The 15,702-nt window shown below is 63.1% G+C and carries 17 protein-coding genes; 8 read left to right on the plus strand and 9 right to left on the minus strand.

From position 1 onward, the window contains the following. The first annotated feature begins 37 nt into the window (after window positions 1–37). Entirely contained in the window at window positions 38–568 is a 531-nt protein-coding gene (locus tag AC6JA3_RS07065; protein ID WP_026539891.1) for a ferritin, read from the plus strand. 38 nt (window positions 569–606) lie between these two features. Here the strand turns inward: AC6JA3_RS07065 and zapE are convergent, their stop codons facing one another. Genes zapE through AC6JA3_RS07085 form a run of 4 tightly spaced genes read right to left on the minus strand, consistent with a single transcriptional unit; the run spans window position 607 to window position 3,778 of the window. Further along, entirely contained in the window at window positions 607–1,815 is a 1,209-nt protein-coding gene (gene zapE, locus AC6JA3_RS07070) for a cell division protein ZapE (RefSeq protein WP_497920032.1), read from the minus strand. Then, complete coding sequence (corA, locus tag AC6JA3_RS07075; protein WP_347783055.1) at window positions 1,812–2,807, minus strand: magnesium/cobalt transporter CorA; 996 nt, start codon at window positions 2,805–2,807, stop codon at window positions 1,812–1,814. The genes zapE and corA overlap by 4 nt, the downstream gene beginning before the upstream one ends. 10 nt (window positions 2,808–2,817) lie before the next feature. Beyond that, a complete protein-coding gene (locus AC6JA3_RS07080) occupies window positions 2,818–3,243 on the minus strand; it encodes a DUF1761 domain-containing protein (RefSeq protein ID WP_497920033.1) in 426 nt (141 codons plus the stop codon). A 10-nt stretch (window positions 3,244–3,253) separates the two neighbouring features. Further along, entirely contained in the window at window positions 3,254–3,778 is a 525-nt protein-coding gene (locus AC6JA3_RS07085; RefSeq protein ID WP_497920627.1) for an Lrp/AsnC family transcriptional regulator, read from the minus strand. A 172-nt stretch (window positions 3,779–3,950) separates the two neighbouring features. On the opposite strand from AC6JA3_RS07085, the gene AC6JA3_RS07090 reads away from it, so the two are divergent. Further along, complete coding sequence (locus AC6JA3_RS07090) at window positions 3,951–5,186, plus strand: MFS transporter (RefSeq protein WP_497920034.1); 1,236 nt, start codon at window positions 3,951–3,953, stop codon at window positions 5,184–5,186. Window positions 5,187–5,208: 22 nt separating this feature from the next. Here AC6JA3_RS07090 and AC6JA3_RS07095 read toward each other — a convergent pair whose 3' ends face one another. The 3 genes from AC6JA3_RS07095 to AC6JA3_RS07105 are packed head-to-tail and all read right to left on the minus strand — an operon-like array spanning window position 5,209 to window position 7,682. Continuing rightward, window positions 5,209–5,715, minus strand: coding sequence for an Lrp/AsnC family transcriptional regulator (locus tag AC6JA3_RS07095; RefSeq protein WP_026539896.1), 507 nt, complete (start codon window positions 5,713–5,715; stop codon window positions 5,209–5,211). A gap of 46 nt (window positions 5,716–5,761) precedes the next feature. After that, window positions 5,762–6,421, minus strand: a complete 660-nt coding sequence (locus AC6JA3_RS07100) for a TMEM175 family protein (protein ID WP_497920035.1) — start codon at window positions 6,419–6,421, stop codon at window positions 5,762–5,764. 31 nt (window positions 6,422–6,452) lie between these two features. Continuing rightward, window positions 6,453–7,682 (minus strand): MFS transporter, encoded by a 1,230-nt coding sequence (locus AC6JA3_RS07105; RefSeq protein ID WP_347783061.1) that lies wholly within the window; start codon window positions 7,680–7,682, stop codon window positions 6,453–6,455. Between the two features lie 124 nt (window positions 7,683–7,806). On the opposite strand from AC6JA3_RS07105, the gene AC6JA3_RS07110 reads away from it, so the two are divergent. Further along, complete coding sequence (locus AC6JA3_RS07110; protein ID WP_026539899.1) at window positions 7,807–8,781, plus strand: LysR family transcriptional regulator; 975 nt, start codon at window positions 7,807–7,809, stop codon at window positions 8,779–8,781. Here AC6JA3_RS07110 and AC6JA3_RS07115 read toward each other — a convergent pair. Beyond that, window positions 8,756–9,787, minus strand: coding sequence for a nitronate monooxygenase (locus AC6JA3_RS07115; protein ID WP_497920036.1), 1,032 nt, complete (start codon window positions 9,785–9,787; stop codon window positions 8,756–8,758). The genes AC6JA3_RS07110 and AC6JA3_RS07115 overlap by 26 nt on opposite strands. Window positions 9,788–9,828: 41 nt before the next feature. Between AC6JA3_RS07115 and AC6JA3_RS07120 the strand changes: the two genes are divergently transcribed. After that, the gene (locus AC6JA3_RS07120) at window positions 9,829–10,764 is read left to right on the plus strand and encodes an N-acetylglucosamine kinase (protein ID WP_497920037.1); all 936 of its coding nucleotides are present in this window, start codon (window positions 9,829–9,831) and stop codon (window positions 10,762–10,764) included. Window positions 10,765–10,845: 81 nt separating this feature from the next. Here the strand turns inward: AC6JA3_RS07120 and AC6JA3_RS07125 are convergent, their stop codons facing one another. After that, the gene (locus AC6JA3_RS07125; RefSeq protein WP_497920038.1) at window positions 10,846–11,877 is read right to left on the minus strand and encodes a pirin family protein; all 1,032 of its coding nucleotides are present in this window, start codon (window positions 11,875–11,877) and stop codon (window positions 10,846–10,848) included. 50 nt (window positions 11,878–11,927) lie between these two features. On the opposite strand from AC6JA3_RS07125, the gene AC6JA3_RS07130 reads away from it, so the two are divergent. Genes AC6JA3_RS07130 through rsgA form a run of 4 tightly spaced genes read left to right on the plus strand, consistent with a single transcriptional unit; the run spans window position 11,928 to window position 15,611 of the window. After that, complete coding sequence (locus AC6JA3_RS07130; RefSeq protein WP_497920039.1) at window positions 11,928–13,724, plus strand: glycoside hydrolase family 35 protein; 1,797 nt, start codon at window positions 11,928–11,930, stop codon at window positions 13,722–13,724. Between the two features lie 30 nt (window positions 13,725–13,754). Next, window positions 13,755–14,207: an NUDIX hydrolase gene (locus AC6JA3_RS07135; RefSeq protein WP_091550025.1), complete on the plus strand. Its 453-nt coding sequence runs from the start codon at window positions 13,755–13,757 to the stop codon at window positions 14,205–14,207. Between the two features lie 36 nt (window positions 14,208–14,243). Next, a complete protein-coding gene (locus AC6JA3_RS07140; RefSeq protein ID WP_167332876.1) occupies window positions 14,244–14,402 on the plus strand; it encodes a hypothetical protein in 159 nt (52 codons plus the stop codon). Window positions 14,403–14,429: 27 nt separating this feature from the next. Then, window positions 14,430–15,611, plus strand: a complete 1,182-nt coding sequence (rsgA, locus tag AC6JA3_RS07145) for a ribosome small subunit-dependent GTPase A (protein WP_497920040.1) — start codon at window positions 14,430–14,432, stop codon at window positions 15,609–15,611. Window positions 15,612–15,702 lie beyond the last annotated feature (91 nt).

Raw genomic sequence — 15,702 nt, forward strand, 5'->3', positions numbered from 1 at the left:
CACCGGAAGAGGCATGGTCCGCCTGTAGGATCGAGCCATGGCTAAGAAGACTTTCAATGAGCTGTTGTCCGCCCAGGTCGCGAACGAGTTTGCCGCCTCCCAGCAATACATCGCAGTAGCTGTGTACTTTGATGGTGAAGACTTGCCGCAGCTCGCCCGGCACTTCTACCGTCAATCCCTTGAGGAGCGCAACCACGCCATGATGATGGTCCAGTACATGCTGGACCGCAACGTGCACGTGGAGATCCCGGGCATCGCCCCCGTCCGCAACAACTTCACCAACGCCAAGGAACCCATCGCGTTGGCCTTGGAGCAGGAAAAGGAAGTCACCCGCAACATCGAGGAGATGTTCCGCGTTGCCCGCGCCGAGGGAGATGCTTTGGGCGAGCAGTTCATGCTCTGGTTCCTGAAGGAGCAGGTTGAAGAAGTAGCTTCCATGACCACGTTGCTCAACATCACGGAGCGGGCCGAGAACCTCTTCGACATCGAGAACTATGTCGCCCGCGAAACCGTCGGCGACGGCGGACAGGACGCCGGCGCCCCGTCCGCAGCCGGCGGCGTCATCTAAGAGCAAGCCCTGCATCGTTCGAAGGGGCCGCCGGAAGCTTAGCTTCCGGCGGCCTTTTCGTGGCCCGGGAGAGTGCCATGGCCACCGCCCGGTAAATTGCCCGGGGGAGTGTCCGCGCCATCGTGGTCCTGGAAGCGTCCCAACAAGGACAGCCGACTCGCTATCCGTGCCAGGTCCACCGGCAAAACAGATGAATCACCACCGGACGCCTCAATATCGAAGTCCAAACGTCCCTTGCCGATCAGGAACAGCGTGATGTCCTGGTCGTGCAGCACGTCCACTACGTTGCTGAAACGCTGCCAGGCAGGTGCCGAGGCCGGGTCATTCCCTGCAGGGGAGGGGACGTTGTCGATCACCCAGGTCTTGTAGGTCCCGGCCAACACCAGGAAGTCCGCTGTTGAAGTCAGCCCGCCGCAGAGTTCCTCAAAATCCACCCAAAGGAGATCGGGGTCCGAATTCCTGACCACCACCGGTTGGGTGGTGGGGGTCAGCACGCGGCTTTTTGACGGTGCCGGCCTGAATAGGCCCAGGCGCCCCAACTGCCCGGCCGTGCCGGGGGAGATGATCCGACCCGAGCGGAACGCATCAAACCCGGTGGCGGGAGCCGTTCCCTTCGCTGGAAACCGGCGGAAGTCCGAGGCACCGCTGATTTCCACGATGTCCATCATCTCTTTGATGGCCTCGATGGTGGGAAGGAAATGCTCATGCCAGAGGGGATTGGGCAGGAGTTCCTCCGGGACGTAGTTCGAGGTCACCACCAGGGGGATGCGACGCTGCGCAGCTGAACGCAACAACCGGGCAATAAACATGCCATCGCCAACGTCATGGACATGGAATTCGTCAAAGAACAGCACGTCGATGCCATCGAGCAGCGCATCCACGGACTGCTGGATGGCTGTCCCGTTGCCGGTCTCCAAACCCTGGGTTCCGGCGTGCAGCCTGCGGAAGAAGTCGTGGAAGTGGACACGCCGTTTCCGTGCGTCCAACCGTCCATGGAAGCTGTCCATCAACCAGGTCTTGCCCCGGCCTACCGGTCCATGAAGGTACAGGCTCCGCGGCGCCTTCCGGGAAAGCGCACGACGACGGCCCGTCAGTTGGGCGCCGAAGGCCGCCAACCGCTCGGCTGCCTGCCGCTGACTGGGCTCAAGCTCAAAACCCGCCCGTCCGGCGTCGTGCTCCATGCCCTCAAGCAAGGCGCGCAAGGTGTCCCGGGCCGAACCCGGAACCGGCCTCAACAGAGGCGTCACAGCCAGCCTTTGCGCTTGAAAATGAGGTACATGAGCAGGGCTGCACCGAACATGAGCCCCACCGCCAAGGGATAGCCATAGTCCCAGTGCAGCTCTGGCATATGGTCGAAGTTCATCCCGTACACACCTGCCACGAAGGAGGGTGCAAAGAGGATGGCTGCCCAGGAGGAGATCTTCTTGACTTGCTCGTTCTGCGCGGCGCTGGCCTCGTTCTGGCGGTTGGCAGTCAGTGTGCCATCCAGGGTGAGCGCGTTCTGCAGCAGGTCCCGGAACGAGTTCACGCGGGAGATAACCCGCTGAACGTGGTCCTCGACGTCGCGGAGGGAGCGCTGCAGCTCAATGTCCACGCCATACTTTTCGAATCCCTTTTCCAGAAGCGCCATCATGTCCGGGAGGGGTTGGATGGCCCGCTGGAACTGGATCACTTCACGGGCAAGTTCGTAGATGCGGCGGGAAACGGCGCTGTCGCCGCTGAAGAGCTGGTCTTCGATTTCGTCGATGTCGTTCTCAAGACCTGCCACAACCGGCGCGTAGTCATCCACTACCTGGTCCAGGAGCGCGTACAGCACAGCTTCAGGCCCATGGCAGAGAAGGTCCGGACGCGTCTCCAGCCGGTGCCGGACCCGGGCGACCCCTCCGGTTTCAGCGTGCCGGATGGTCACCACGAAATTTGGCCCCGTGAAGATGTGCAGCTCGCCGAATTCCACCGTCTCGGTTTCATCGAGGTATCTGGCCGGGCGGAGGACAGTAAACAGATTGTGGTCGTACCGCTCAAGCTTTGGCCGCTGGTGCGCGGACACAGCGTCTTCGACGGCGAGGTCGTGGAGCCCGAATTCCTGGGCGACGGCGGCCATCTCGTCTCTCGTGGGACGGTACAAGCCGATCCAGGCCATGCCGCCGTGTTCCGCCAAGGTCTCGAACGTTTGCTCAAGGCTGTGCGGTGTAGCTGTGCGGACGCCGTCTACATATACGGCGTTGTCAATGATGGTCACTGGTTGAACGCTACTGCATGGCTCCGATGATGGCGCCCGCAATGGTCATGGCAACGAGGTCGTGGCCCGAATCAATCATGGTCACTGCGGTGGGTCGCCCCGCGAAGCCGTTGTGGATCACGTGGCCGCCGGCGCGGAAGACGAGGGCGGCGATGAGCGCGAAGAAACCGCCGGCCCAGAAAGTGTTGAGTTCCAGGGCGCTGATGAGCACAGCCAGGAGGATGCTGGTCAGGGCAGCGGCCACCATCATGGGAACCCAGATTCCTGCGCCGCCTTCAATGTTCTTGAGGTCCTCTTCGGTTTTGCCGATGGCTTGCATCCACCTGCGGCCCAGCACGGCCGGCATGTACCAAACGAAGCCGATGACCATGCTTGAGACGAAGGCCAGAAGTACAGCGAACCAGTTGATCTGGGAGATGTGTGAGAGCCAATCCATTCCTGAAATCCTAGTCTGTTTGAGCCTGGGAACCGGGGCTCTGGCTCTCCTGCCTTGTCCGTGTTGGTGCTGCGGACATCCGTTCGATCAGCGGCTCTGTCCGGTACGGAATGTGGGTATGGAGGGCGAGCACGGTTTCCGTGCGGATGACGCCCTTGGTGCGAAGGACAGACCGCAGCGCCGACTGCAGGTTGTGCGTGTCCGTGGCCACGACGCGGCACCACAGGTCGCCGCGCCCTGAAATTTCGTGGACTTCAAGGACCTGGGGGATCAGGCGCAAGGCGCCTATGACGCCGTCGAGCTCGCGGTGTGTCACCTCAATGGTGACAAAAGCCACGACGTCGTAGCCCACCTTCTCGAGGTCCACCTCCCTGCCCGCGGCATGCAGCACTCCGGACCGAAGGAGGCGCTTCACCCGGCTCTGGGCTGTATTGCGGGCAATGCCCAAAGTATCGCTCAACTCGGCGATTTGGATGCGGGGGTCCTTGATGAGTTCCAGGAGGATTTTCAGGTCCATGGGGTCGAGGGTGTTCAAATGGTCACTCCAGCTCACTTGGGTGGTCCTACTTTGATTCTTTTGCTCAATCTTTGCATCTTTTTATCGCCCGGAGATCAGCACTATTAGATTCTGTTGCCACCAATACTTTGCCGGATTGTGCTTCCCACAAGGAACCCACCATCCGGCCACCGAGCCCGAAGGCATGGAAATGACTGTCTTGAGCGAACTCCGCATGCGTCCGGTTACCGCCGACCGCTGGGGATGGGATGCCTCCACCACCGCCAGGCTGGTCCTGACCGGCGTCGTGATCTTCACCTTGCTGGTTGGCGCCAACTTGGCCACTCCGCTGTATCCGCTGTTGCAGGCCAGGCTCGGCATGACGTCGTTGGATGTGACTGTCGCATTCTCCAGCTACGTCCTGGCGCTGGTCGGTGTCCTCATGGTGGCCGGCCACTGGTCGGACCACATCGGGCGCCGGGCCGCCTTGGTCCTGGCCGTTATTGTGGGACTGGTGGGTGGCGTGATCTTCGCCAACGCCGGCTCGCTGGTTGCCTTGTCCTTGGGCAGGGCGCTTCAGGGAGTTGCTGTGGGACTGGCAACCGGAGCCAGTTCTGCGGCTTTGCGGGAGCTTCTGCCACAGCGACCCGAGTGGGCCTCACGGTTTACGTTGCTTTCCTCTGCAGGCGGCGTGGCCGCTGGTCCCGCCATCGGCGGACTCTTATCACTCCTGCCGGACCCTACCCGGACTCCCTATTACGTTCACTCGGCGGTCCTGCTTGCAGCCTTGATTCCCCTGTGGCTCTTGAAGGCCCGCCCCGCGATAGCTCCCGCGGCAGGTCCGAAGCCCTTGAAGGTCCTCGCCCCGCGGATGCCCTCTATCTCCCACGATGCCCGTGGGGCATTCTGGATGGCCGCCGCCACCGGGTTCCTGAGCTTCGCAGTCTTCGGATTTTGCCTGTCGTTGGCACCCGGGTACTTCGCCGGTGTGGTCCACGTGGACTCGCGGCCACTGATCGGGTTGCTCGCAGGAGTCACACTGGGCGCGTCGGCGCTAAGCCAGTTGCTTGGTACCCGTGGACGCTTTGTGGTTCCAGTGGCGCTGGCCGTCCTTGGTGTCTCGGTTGTCCTGGTGGGTGCTGCCGCCGCCTGGACAAGCCCGTGGTTGCTGGTGGCAGCGAGCATCACGGCAGGCATGGGCCAGGGCATTGCGTTCCGGCAGGTCTTCAACGAGGTCGCCGGGAAGGTTGAAGCCGCCCGCCACGCACAGGTCATCAGCACCGTCTACGTCATCACCTACTTGGGCAGCGCAGTTCCGGTGATTGGGCTGGGACTGGCTGTCTCGGCACTTGGCCTGCAGACCGCCGTCGTGGGCTTCACGCTCCTGTGCGGAGTTGCTGCGTTCACGCTCGCGGTCATCTCGCTGCGGAGCGCTGTTCGTTCCTGACGGTTTGCGCCGCCACGGCGCATTACTCAGGCAGCGGTCCGCGGTTGCCCGGTATGTGCTGGAAGACCATGGTGGTTTCCGTGTGGCCCACTACGGGATCCGTGGCGAGGTTGTCCAGGAGCCAATTGCGGAGGTCGTCAGTATTTGCGACGGCGATGTGCAACAGGTAGTCCACGGATCCAGTGGTGTGGAACGTGGAGATGACCGCCGGAAGCTTGGGAACGCGGGCCGTGAAGCGGTCGATCTGGTCGCGGTCGTGGGCGCGAAGACGGACAGCGATGAGGGCCTGTACGGAGCGTCCGATCGCGGGCAGGCTCAAGACGGCTTCAAAGCCTTCAATGATGCCGCGCTCGGAGAGGGCCCTGGTCCGCATCAAGGCCGTGGAGGGGGCGATTCCCACGAGCTCAGCCAACTGCTTGTTGGAGATACGGGCGTCATCGACCAATGCTGCGAGGATTCGTTCATCGATCGCGTCCAGCGGCTCTGCGCTGCCCGGGCTTGACCGAACATTCTTCGTGGGGTTGGACACGGATCCTCCTGAAATTGCCTTTCATCCATCCTAATCTGTGAAATGTTCAGGGACTATCGTGAGGCGGGCGTGGGGTGGACGTGCGGCGGACCCATCGCCGATCCAGCCGTTGGAGTGGCTCGCTGAACAGCATCAGCAGCAGGGGCCAGTTTCCTGCACCCGGGATGACCAGGGACAGGATCAGCGAGGCCAGGAACAACGCCGAGACGATGCCGCTGGCTCGAATCCCTGATACTGCCTCGGCTTGGTCCATGGCGTGGAGGTCCGGGTGGGACCGCAAATAAGTACGGGCCAAGAGGAGCACGAGGCTGGTGGCAAAGAGCGTCCCGATGTACACCAGCGGCTGGGCCCAATCGGAGGCCATCTGGGTGGACAGCGAGGTTGCCACCGGCATCGCCACGATGGTGAACATCCAAGCGACCGTCAACCACAACAATCCTGAATCCACGTGCTTGACGCTGCGGAAAAGCTTGTGGTGCTGGACCCAGAACACTGCGATGAGGACAAAGCTCAACACGAAGCCGAGCACAGCGTACTGTTCTTCCTCCAGCCATTGGGCAGTGGTGCCCTGATGGTCGGCCAGTTCACCGACGCTCTCCATCAACGGAAGAATCAACAACGTCAAGGCAATCGCCACCACGGCATCCGTAAACGCCTGCAAACGCTCCGGTGACGACAACTCCCGGCTTTTTGGGACCTGTGTCATGCCTCCGATTGTAGGGGCAGGCCGGTCGAAATCACGGGGAGTGGCGCGGCGGGCGGTGCACCACCCAGGTGACCGCCGCCGTCGTAGCTGAAAGAGCGATCACTCCCAACGCCAGGGCCGGCCAGCCGAACGCCTGGAAAGCGAGCCCCCCAGCCCAACCTATGACGCTCGAACCCAGGTAATAGGAAAGGTTGTAGAGGGACGCAGCCTGCGCCCGGCCTGTGCTCGCCAAGGCTCCGGTCCACCCGGAACCAACACTGTGGGCGGCGAAGAAGCCGCCGGTAAAGATCACGAGCCCGGCCAAGGTGGCAGCGAGGTTCTCCACCAAGGTCAGTGCCAGGCCCGCGGACATCACGCCGATTCCGGTCACCAGCACGTTGCGCCTGCCAAACCTGGTAGTCAGTCCAGCGGCCCATCGTGAACTCACGGTCCCTGACAGATACGCGAGGAAGATCAGGCTCACAACGGTGGCCGGAAGTCCGAAGGGTTCGGCGTGCAATCGAAAACCCAGGTAGTTGTAGACCGCCACGAAACCGCCCATGAGAAGGAAGGCCTGCAAGTACAACGAGAACAGCTTGGGATTGCTCGAGTGCCGTTTAAGGGTCCTGAGCGCTCCCCGGAATCCCAGGGCCGGGGCGGGAGTGAAACGTCGTTGCCGGGGGACGAGTACCAGGAACAGCACAGCGGACACGGTGGCCAGCAAGGAGACAGCCAGGGTCGCGGCACGCCAGCCCCAAAGTTCCCCCACCGGGCCGGCCACCAGCCGTCCCGCCAAACCGCCCAGGGTTGTCCCTGCCACGTAGGTTCCTGCTGCCAGAGCCGTGTGTACTTTGGTCACTTCCTCATTGAGGTAGGCGATGGCTATGGCCGGTATGCCGCCCAGAGCCATGCCTTCCAAGGTGCGCAGAGCCAGCAACAGGGGCACGGTGGGCGCCAAGGGCACCAGCAGCCCCAGCAATGTCGCCGCTGCAATGCCGATGGCCATGGCACGCACGCGGCCGATCCTGTCTGCCACAAAGGACCAGGGCAGCACTGTGACGGCAAGGCCTGCAGTAGCCAGGGAAATACTGAGCGCCGCCTCAGCGGCAGTGATGTTCAGATCTCCGGCCATCAGGGGCAGGACAGCCTGGGTGGAGTACAACTGGGCAAACGTCGCGACGCCGGCAAGCGCCAATGCTGCAAGGACACGCCTGTAGCCACGGGAGCCTTTGGCATGGCCGTCCCAGGTTCCTGCATTGCCAGTGGCGATGGTGTTGGTCACCCGGCAAGGTTAGGACCATGGCAACTCCGCATTCCAATGCATGGTTTACCTACAATTGATGCAAGAGAGCATCAATTGAGCTTGTTGAGTCATGAGCCGGGCCGCCGGCAAAGGGGAGAACACCATGGAGCCGGACCATCATCAGCTCATCCAACTCCTTCCCCTGCTGCCGGTACTTGCCGAGCTGGGCCGCACAGAGCACATGACAGAAACCGCCGAGGTCCTCGGCGTTCCACAGTCAACGGTGAGCCGTGCGGTGGCGCGGGCCAGTGCCATTGTGGGGGCCGATCTCCTGGTTCGCGACGGACGGGGCATCCGGCTCACCCCTGAGGCCAGGACCCTGTTGCCCTACATCGAAGCCGCGCTGGAGAATTTCCAGGCCGGGCTGGACAGGGTCAGGCACGAGTCGGACGTCGTCAGGGGACGGATCGGCGTTTCCTTCCAGCACACCTTTGGCGAAGCGACACTTCCGCTGCTGATCAGTGCCTTCCGTGGGCGCCATCCGCATGCGGTCTTTGAGCTTTGGCAGGGTCCGCGTGACGATTGCCTGAAGCAGTTGGCCGGCGGTGGGATGGACTTCGCCCTGACTGCGCCCATAGCCCCCGAAGGCAAGGGCATCCGGTCCCTTCCGCTCTACCGCGAGCCGCTCAGGGTCGTCCTGCATTACCGGCACGCTTTGGCTGGGCGGACCAGTGTGCACCTCAAAGAACTGCGACACGACCCCTATGTGACACTTCCTGCCGGAGTTGGTCTGCGCGCGCTGGGCGAGACGCTCCTGCGCGAGGCCGGTTTCCGCCCGCGGATCGCGTTCGAAGTCCAGGAATCCACCTCCGCACGCGGCCTTGTTTCGGCGGGCCTGGGGTTCGCCATCCTTCCCCCTGCCGGCCCAGGGTCAGGAACAGGTCAGTTCCTGCCCGAAGCCGAACTGGGGTTGGTAGAGGTGCCCATCGAATCGGACCTGGCCTTCCGGCAGATCGGCATTGCCTGGCGGGAGAGAAGTTTCGAGCCCGAGGCCGTGCGGCTTTTCCGTGAACTGGTGGTCGCCGAGGGCGGGGAACTGTTGGCGGAGCTCGTCAGAGCCCGTTCAGGTACTCCCTGACCACGTCAGTGGCTGAGCCTTGCCGCGCCCGCTGCCAGCCGGTGCCTGCCCACAGGTTCAGTCGCTGCGGATCCCCGGCCGCCGACGAAGCCGCCCTGACCGGTGCCGTGAGGTGATGGATGGCAGGGTATCCCTCAGGGGCGTCCTGGTGGTCACGAACAAAGTCATTGACCAGTGATCGGGCCATCCTTCCGGTGAACGCACGGGTCATGGCTGTTTGCGTAAACGCAGGGTCTCCCAACGCGTCCTTGTGCGGTTGCCGGGCGCCACTCTCGGTGGTCCGCACCAGGGCCGTGCCGATCTGCGCGGCCGACGCCCCGGCTGCCAGCACCTCACGCAGCCCTTGGCTGTCCATGACGGCTCCTGCCGCGATCAGGGGAAGGCCGACGGCGCTACGCACCTGGGCGAGCAGTTCCGCCGTCGTGCGGGCTTCTTGTCCCCGCCGGGCAGGCAGGAAGGCCGCAGTATGCCCTCCGGCAGAGTTGTGTTGCACCGCAAGGGCGTCAGGGCCTTCCTCTGCAGCAGCAAGAGCTTCCTCGGCACTGGTAACACTGGAAATGACCCGGCTGCCCGCTTTTTGCAAGGCCCGGACCACCGGCTTTCCCGGGAGGCCGAACGCGAAGCTGACAAACTCCACGGGGTCCGCGATCAGGGCATCGATCTTGTCCTGCCAGGCGTCGTCATCGTCGAGGCGGAGGGGTGGCAGCGCCACCCCGTAGCGGGCAGCCTCAGGTTCCAGCTCTGCACGGTAGGCCTCGATCCGAGCCACAGCCTCCCTGTCGGGTGGGAGCTGCCGCAGGTCAGGGACAAAGACGTTCATGCCAAAACGAATGCCCAGGGCCCTTGCCGCAGCAATCTCGGCAAGCATGGCGTCCGGTCCCTTGTAGCCCGCGGCAAGGAACCCGAGTCCGCCGCCCTCATGAACGGCGCGCACCAAAGCCGGCGTCGACGTTCCGCCCGCCATTGGAGCTGCAATAAAGGGTGTATGGAACAGGGAATATGGCATGTGCAGTTTCTCCTCCGGACGCTCCAAGCTAGTCTTTCACGGTGAACAATCTTGACTCGGCCCAGCATTCCCCTGCCCCCGCGGAAACCTTGAGCGGAACGGTCATTGGGCTCGATATCGGCGGCACCAAGACCCGTGGCGTGCGGTTCCAGAACGGCACGCCCGTCCGGGATGAAAGCGCCGGCAGCTCCAATGTGCAGAACGTCAGCAGGGAACAGGCAGCAGCCAACCTTGCCGAACTGTTCGGCAAAATCGGTGGCGGCGGGATCGACGAGGTTTACGCCGGTGCCGGCGGGATCGATACGGACGAAGATGCACAGGCGCTCGCAGACCTGATCGCCCCCCATGCGCCCGGGGCCCGTATCACTGTGGTCCATGATTCCCGCTTGCTGTTGGCGGCCGGTGGCGCCAGTGCCGGTGTTGCCGTCATCGCCGGTACAGGCTCAGCCGCGTGGGGGAAGAACGACGCCGGCGAAGAGGCCCGCGCAGGTGGCTGGGGCTACCTCCTGGGCGATGAAGGAAGCGGCTATTGGCTGGGGCGTGAGGCCGTCCGGCACAGCCTGAAGCGCATGAACCAAGGTCTGGAGCCCGATGAGCTCAGCCAGGCCTTGTTGGACGCGTGCGGGGTGGATGAACCCGGCAAGCTGATCGCCTTGTTCCATTCGCCGGACACCGGTCGCCGCTACTGGGCACAGCAGGCAAGGATCGTGGTGGAAGCCGCCGCTGCCGGAGACGGGGTCAGCAGGGCAATGATGGCCCAGGCAGCCCAGGATCTGGCTGATCTGGCCGAACAGGCCGTTCGGCAACTGGGCCTGGACGGTCCGGTGATTCTCGGCAGCGGACTGGGCATGAACGTCCCGCTGCTGCAGGAAGCCTTCAAGGCAAAGCTGGCCGAACGTGGCATCACTGATGTCCGCATCCTCCAGCAGGATCCTGTGTTCGGTGTGCCGCGGCTGGTGGCCGAGCAGCGCCGTTAGGGGAGTTTTGTAGCGCCAATACCCCACACCGCGTGGGGGTATTGGCGGTACTAGGACTCAGCCTGGGACTTCGCCTTGGACTCAGCCGCGGGTTCTGGGGCGCAGCTTGACGCCTGGCAGCGGGGGAGCGGGAATTCGTCCGGCCTCCGGTCCGGCGTCGGGCCCGTGGCCTTGGACGTGCCCGAAGCGTGAGGTGGCGGCAGCGGCGTCGTCGAGCAAACCCTCTGCCTCCCATTGTTCGCGGGCCTGTTCCACTTCCTCGTGCGTCCGCCCAACGAAGTTCCACCACATGAGCAGGTCTTCACCGAATGGCTCGCCGCCCAGGAGCATGAAGCGGGTGTCGGGTTTTGCTTCCACGCCCAGAAGCGACCTGCCTGCGCCCAAGTAGGCCAACGGGCCGGCCTCGACGTCCTGGCCGTCAATGACAAGGTGGCCGTCCAGGACCAACACGGCGTGTTCGAACTCCGGTTGCAAAGGCAGCTCAAGGGTTCCAGTGCCGGTGATATCGGCTCCAAGGATGGGGCTGAACATGGTGGCGGGGGAGCGCTGGCCCGCAAATTCCCCCACCATCACGGTGGCGGTGAAACCCTGGCCCACCGCCACGGGCAGGTCCCGGACCTGCTCGAACGACGGCGCCCGGTGGCGATGCTCTTCGGGCAATGCAACCCACAGTTGCAGCCCACGGGAGACAGGCAGCTGTTCCACCAGCGGGCTTGTACTTGATCCGCTGGTGGCGGGCAGGACTGAGAACTCCGAGTGCGAGATTCCATGGCCCGCGGTCATGATGTTGAGCTCGCCTGGCCGGACCACGACATCGCTGCCCACGCTGTCCCGGTGCCTGACGGCCCCTTCGAGGGGCCACGTGACAGTTTGAAGGCCACTGTGCGGGTGGGGCAGGACGCTCATGGCCACCCGGTCCGGGCCAAAACTGTCCAGGAAGCACCACGCACCTACAGTGGGCAGCCCACGTTGGGGCAGGGTCCGCATGACGTTCATGGCCCGGACACCGCCGAGGGGAACTTCGCGTTCGGGCCACAGCTGCACGCAAGGCCCTTGACCTTCGTGGGCCGCCGGACATACTTCCTGGGCGGGGGAAGTATCAAGATTGGTCATGTGATCATCGCCTGTGCATAAATGTTGGAAATTGAGCTAATCTGTTCCACGTGAACAACGCCCTCCTGAGCTACCACGACGCCGTCCTTTACCGTTCGGGTGAACCGTATCGCATCCTCGCTGGAGCCATCCACTACTTCCGCGTGCACCCGGACCTGTGGCAGGACCGGCTGCGTCGTCTCAAAGCCATGGGCGCCAACACCGTGGACACTTACGTTGCTTGGAACTTCCACCAGCCTAAGCGCGACCAGGCCCCGGATTTCAGCGGCTGGCGTGACATCGGGCGTTTCATGGACCTCGCTGCAGGGGAGGGCCTGGACGTCATCGTTCGTCCGGGGCCCTATATCTGTGCTGAGTGGGACAACGGGGGTTTTCCGGCGTGGTTGACCGGCATTCCGGGGATCGGCCTGCGCTGCATGGACCCCGTGTTCACTGCGGCCATTGAGGAGTGGTTCAATCACCTTCTGCCGATCGTGGCTTCACGGCAGGCCTCGTCAGGAGGTCCTGTAGTGGCCGTGCAGATAGAAAACGAATACGGCAGCTACGGTGATGACCACGAATACATCCGATGGAACCGGCGGGCCCTGGAAGAGCGGGGCATCACCGAGATGCTCTTCACTGCCGACGGCGGCACCGACTACTTCCTCGACGGCGGCTCAATCGACGGCACCTGGGCCACCGCCACGCTGGGAAGCCGGGGCGATGAAGCCATAGCCACCTGGCAGCGGCGCCGCCCCGGAGAGCCGTTCTTCAACGTTGAGTTCTGGGGAGGTTGGTTCGATCACTGGGGCGAACTCCACCACCGCCGCGACGCCGATGACGCGGCAGCGGAAGCACGCAAGATGCTCGATCCCGGTGGATCGCTCTGCGCCTACATGGCTCACGGAGGGACCAACTTCGGCCTCACCTCGGGCAGCAACCACGACGGCACCATGCTCCAGCCCACGGTCACCAGTTACGACTCCGACGCTCCGATCGCGGAGAACGGCGCCCTGACGCCGAAGTTCCATGCTTTCCGAAAAGAATTCTTCCGTGCCCAAGGCATCGAAGAACTCCCTGAACTCCCAGTGGAATTGCTGGCGGATTCTCCCGTTATTCCGGCCCAGTCACTGCCACTGGGTAGCGGGCAAGGCCTGCTTTCGATCGTCCGGAACGCGGGGATTGCCGTTGCCAGCGTCAAGCCGCTGAGTTTTGAGCAGCTGGGACTGGACGCCGGCTTGGTGTTGTATTCAGCCGAAGCCATCCTGCCCGGACAACCCGGGATGCCCGTTGAAAGCCGGCTCAAGATCACCGGCCTTAATGACCGCGCCTATGTATGGGTGGATGGTAATTTTGCCGGTGTCCTTGATGACGTCACCGGTGCCGAAGGGCTGTTGGTTACCGGCACGGGTGTTGCTGCCAGGCTTGAGATCCTCGTGGAGAACCTGGGCCGGATCAACTACGGTCCTTTGACCGGACATGGCAAAGGCATCCTCGGAGGCGTCCTCATCAACCAGCGATACACCTTCCACTGGACGCAGACTCCGGTGTCCTTGGCCGAGTGGACGCAGGACCACCTGGATGTCCTGTCCGGAGTCGAGTTCGAGATTGGCGAGGCGGCCAATACCTACATCGCTTTGCCGGATTCGGAGAAGGGCTTCGTCTGGCTCAACGGCTTCCTGCTCGGCAGGTACTGGAACAAAGGCCCCCAAGTAACCCTTTACGCACCCGCTCCGTTGCTTAAGCCCGGCCGTAACAGCATCAAGGTGCTCGAACTCGGAAAGCCGGGGACCGTCGTCGAACTTCGCGAGGCGCCGGATCTGGGTCCGGTGGAAGCCGGCCCCATCGAGGCGGCCGAACTTCCCTAAGGGAGCCGGACAGGCAATTATGCTGGCACCATGACCCTGCAGTTCGACACCCGCCCAGCCGCGTACGCCGTAATGATCCGGGAAGGGAAGATCCTGCTGGCCTATTGGAAGCAGGATGGCAAAGAAGGGTGGACACTTCCCGGCGGAGGTTTGGACCTCGCTGAACATCCTGTGGACGGCTGCCGGCGCGAAGTTTTCGAGGAAACCGGCTACGAAGCGCGTATTGATCGCATGCTGGGAATCGACGTCGGCCACTGGCCCGGCGATGTCCGCCCGGATGGCTCAGTCAGGGACTTCCAGGCCTTGCGCCTGGTATATGAGGCCACGGTGGTGGGCGGCGAACTGACCCACGAGGTAGATGGAAGCACCACCCATGCCGCTTGGGTTCCGCTGGACGACGTCGGCAAACTCAACCGGGTTTCTTTGGTTGACACTGCCTTGCGGCTCCACCGGGAGCGCCCGGTAAATGGGAAGCTCGACTAAAACCGCGGAGCCTGGGACTAGCCAAAGTTGCGCGCCTTGGCTACGCTGAACAACGTTGCCGGCTTTTTAGTTGCCGGCCTGGATGCCGAGGAGGTGGATTTGATGATTGCCATGATCTTGCGTGCCCCGCTGCCCGTTGCAGCGCGCCGTCATCAGCCCATCATTCCTGTCCCGGCATCAGCCAGCCAAAGCTAGGCGGCCGGACCTCATCAGAGGCTTCCATTGAAAACTTACGCTTCAATAAGCGACCCATCTTTCAGCCCGGCATCAACCAAGCAACGTCCCGCCAGGGGACCAGTAGAGTACGGTTACACCGATAAAACCGCGGAGCTCTTCCGCGTCCACACTCCACCGGAACAGCAGGAAAACTCCAGCCCGGGCCGTATTGTGCGCCTGGACCGCAACCGGGTGCTCGTAGCGTCGGCAGAGGGTCTGCTGCACTTGCCCTATCCAACACAGGGACCGGTACCCGCTACCGGTGACTGGGTATGGCTGGGCCATAACACCGCGGGTGAGCCTGCCGTCGTCGAGGTTCTTCCCCGGCAGTCGGCGCTGAGCCGGAAACGCGCCTTTGAGGCCTCCTCCGAGGAACAGGTCCTTGGCAGCAACATCGACATTGTGGCCGTAGTGGTGCCGGTGGACCGTCCCCTGACCCACAACCGTCTTGAGCGGACGCTGGTTGCGGCGTGGGATTCCGGTGCTACACCGCTGGTGGTCATCACCAAAGCCGACCTGGCCGATCTGGCTGACGACGTCGTGGGGGAGGTCATTCTGCAGGCTGCAGGAGTGGAGGTGGTGACCACTTCTGCAGAGCAAGGGGACGGGCTCGATGAACTCCTGCAACACATACCCACTGGTGCAACCCTTGTCCTGTTGGGTCCTTCCGGTGCAGGAAAATCAACGCTCATCAATGCCCTTGCCGGCCATGAGGTCCAGCAAACCGGTGCGGTCCGGGCAGGTGACGGCAAGGGCAAACACACCACAACCTCACGTGAACTGGTGCCACTGCCCGGCGGTGCGGTGCTGATGGATACCCCGGGCGTCCGTGGTTTTGGACTCTTTGACGCGGACGAGGGCATGGAGGAGATGTTCGGCGATCTTGAAACTCTCTTCGCCCAATGCCGCTTCGCCGACTGTGCCCACCAAGCGGAGCCGGGCTGCGCGGTCCAGGAGGCGCTGGCGGAGGAAACACTGGATCCCCGGCGTTGGGCCAGCTACCAGAAACTGCAACGTGAGTTGGCTGCCCTGGCCCGGAAACACGACGCAGCAGCCCGGCGGGCGTACCAGCGCGAATGGCACCAAAAGGTCATGTCGGCGGACCGCGGCCAGCGCGCGGCGGAAAGGTACAGGCACGACCAAGCTGAGGCACGGGGAGGCAAAGCAGGCAAACGGCGGAAGCGATGAACATTGCCGATTCATTACAGAACTCGTGGCGGCGCTGACATCGTCGGTGGTGCTGGCTACGCTGGGTGAAGATTGCTTTGCAGCCAAGTAA

Source organism: Arthrobacter sp. TmtSoilC79, assembly GCF_059739405.1.

Excerpts from the sequence above, each read along its gene's own strand:
- AC6JA3_RS07065 (WP_026539891.1), top strand. The coding sequence starts at position 38 with ATGGCTAAGAAGACTTTCAATGAGCTGTTGTCCGCCCAGGTCGCGAAC.
- AC6JA3_RS07080 (WP_497920033.1), bottom strand. The coding sequence starts at position 3,243 with ATGGATTGGCTCTCACACATCTCCCAGATCAACTGGTTCGCTGTACTT.
- AC6JA3_RS07090 (WP_497920034.1), top strand. The coding sequence starts at position 3,951 with ATGACTGTCTTGAGCGAACTCCGCATGCGTCCGGTTACCGCCGACCGC.
- AC6JA3_RS07100 (WP_497920035.1), bottom strand. The coding sequence starts at position 6,421 with ATGACACAGGTCCCAAAAAGCCGGGAGTTGTCGTCACCGGAGCGTTTG.
- AC6JA3_RS07110 (WP_026539899.1), top strand. The coding sequence starts at position 7,807 with ATGGAGCCGGACCATCATCAGCTCATCCAACTCCTTCCCCTGCTGCCG.
- AC6JA3_RS07115 (WP_497920036.1), bottom strand. The coding sequence starts at position 9,787 with ATGCCATATTCCCTGTTCCATACACCCTTTATTGCAGCTCCAATGGCG.
- AC6JA3_RS07125 (WP_497920038.1), bottom strand. The coding sequence starts at position 11,877 with ATGACCAATCTTGATACTTCCCCCGCCCAGGAAGTATGTCCGGCGGCC.
- AC6JA3_RS07135 (WP_091550025.1), top strand. The coding sequence starts at position 13,755 with ATGACCCTGCAGTTCGACACCCGCCCAGCCGCGTACGCCGTAATGATC.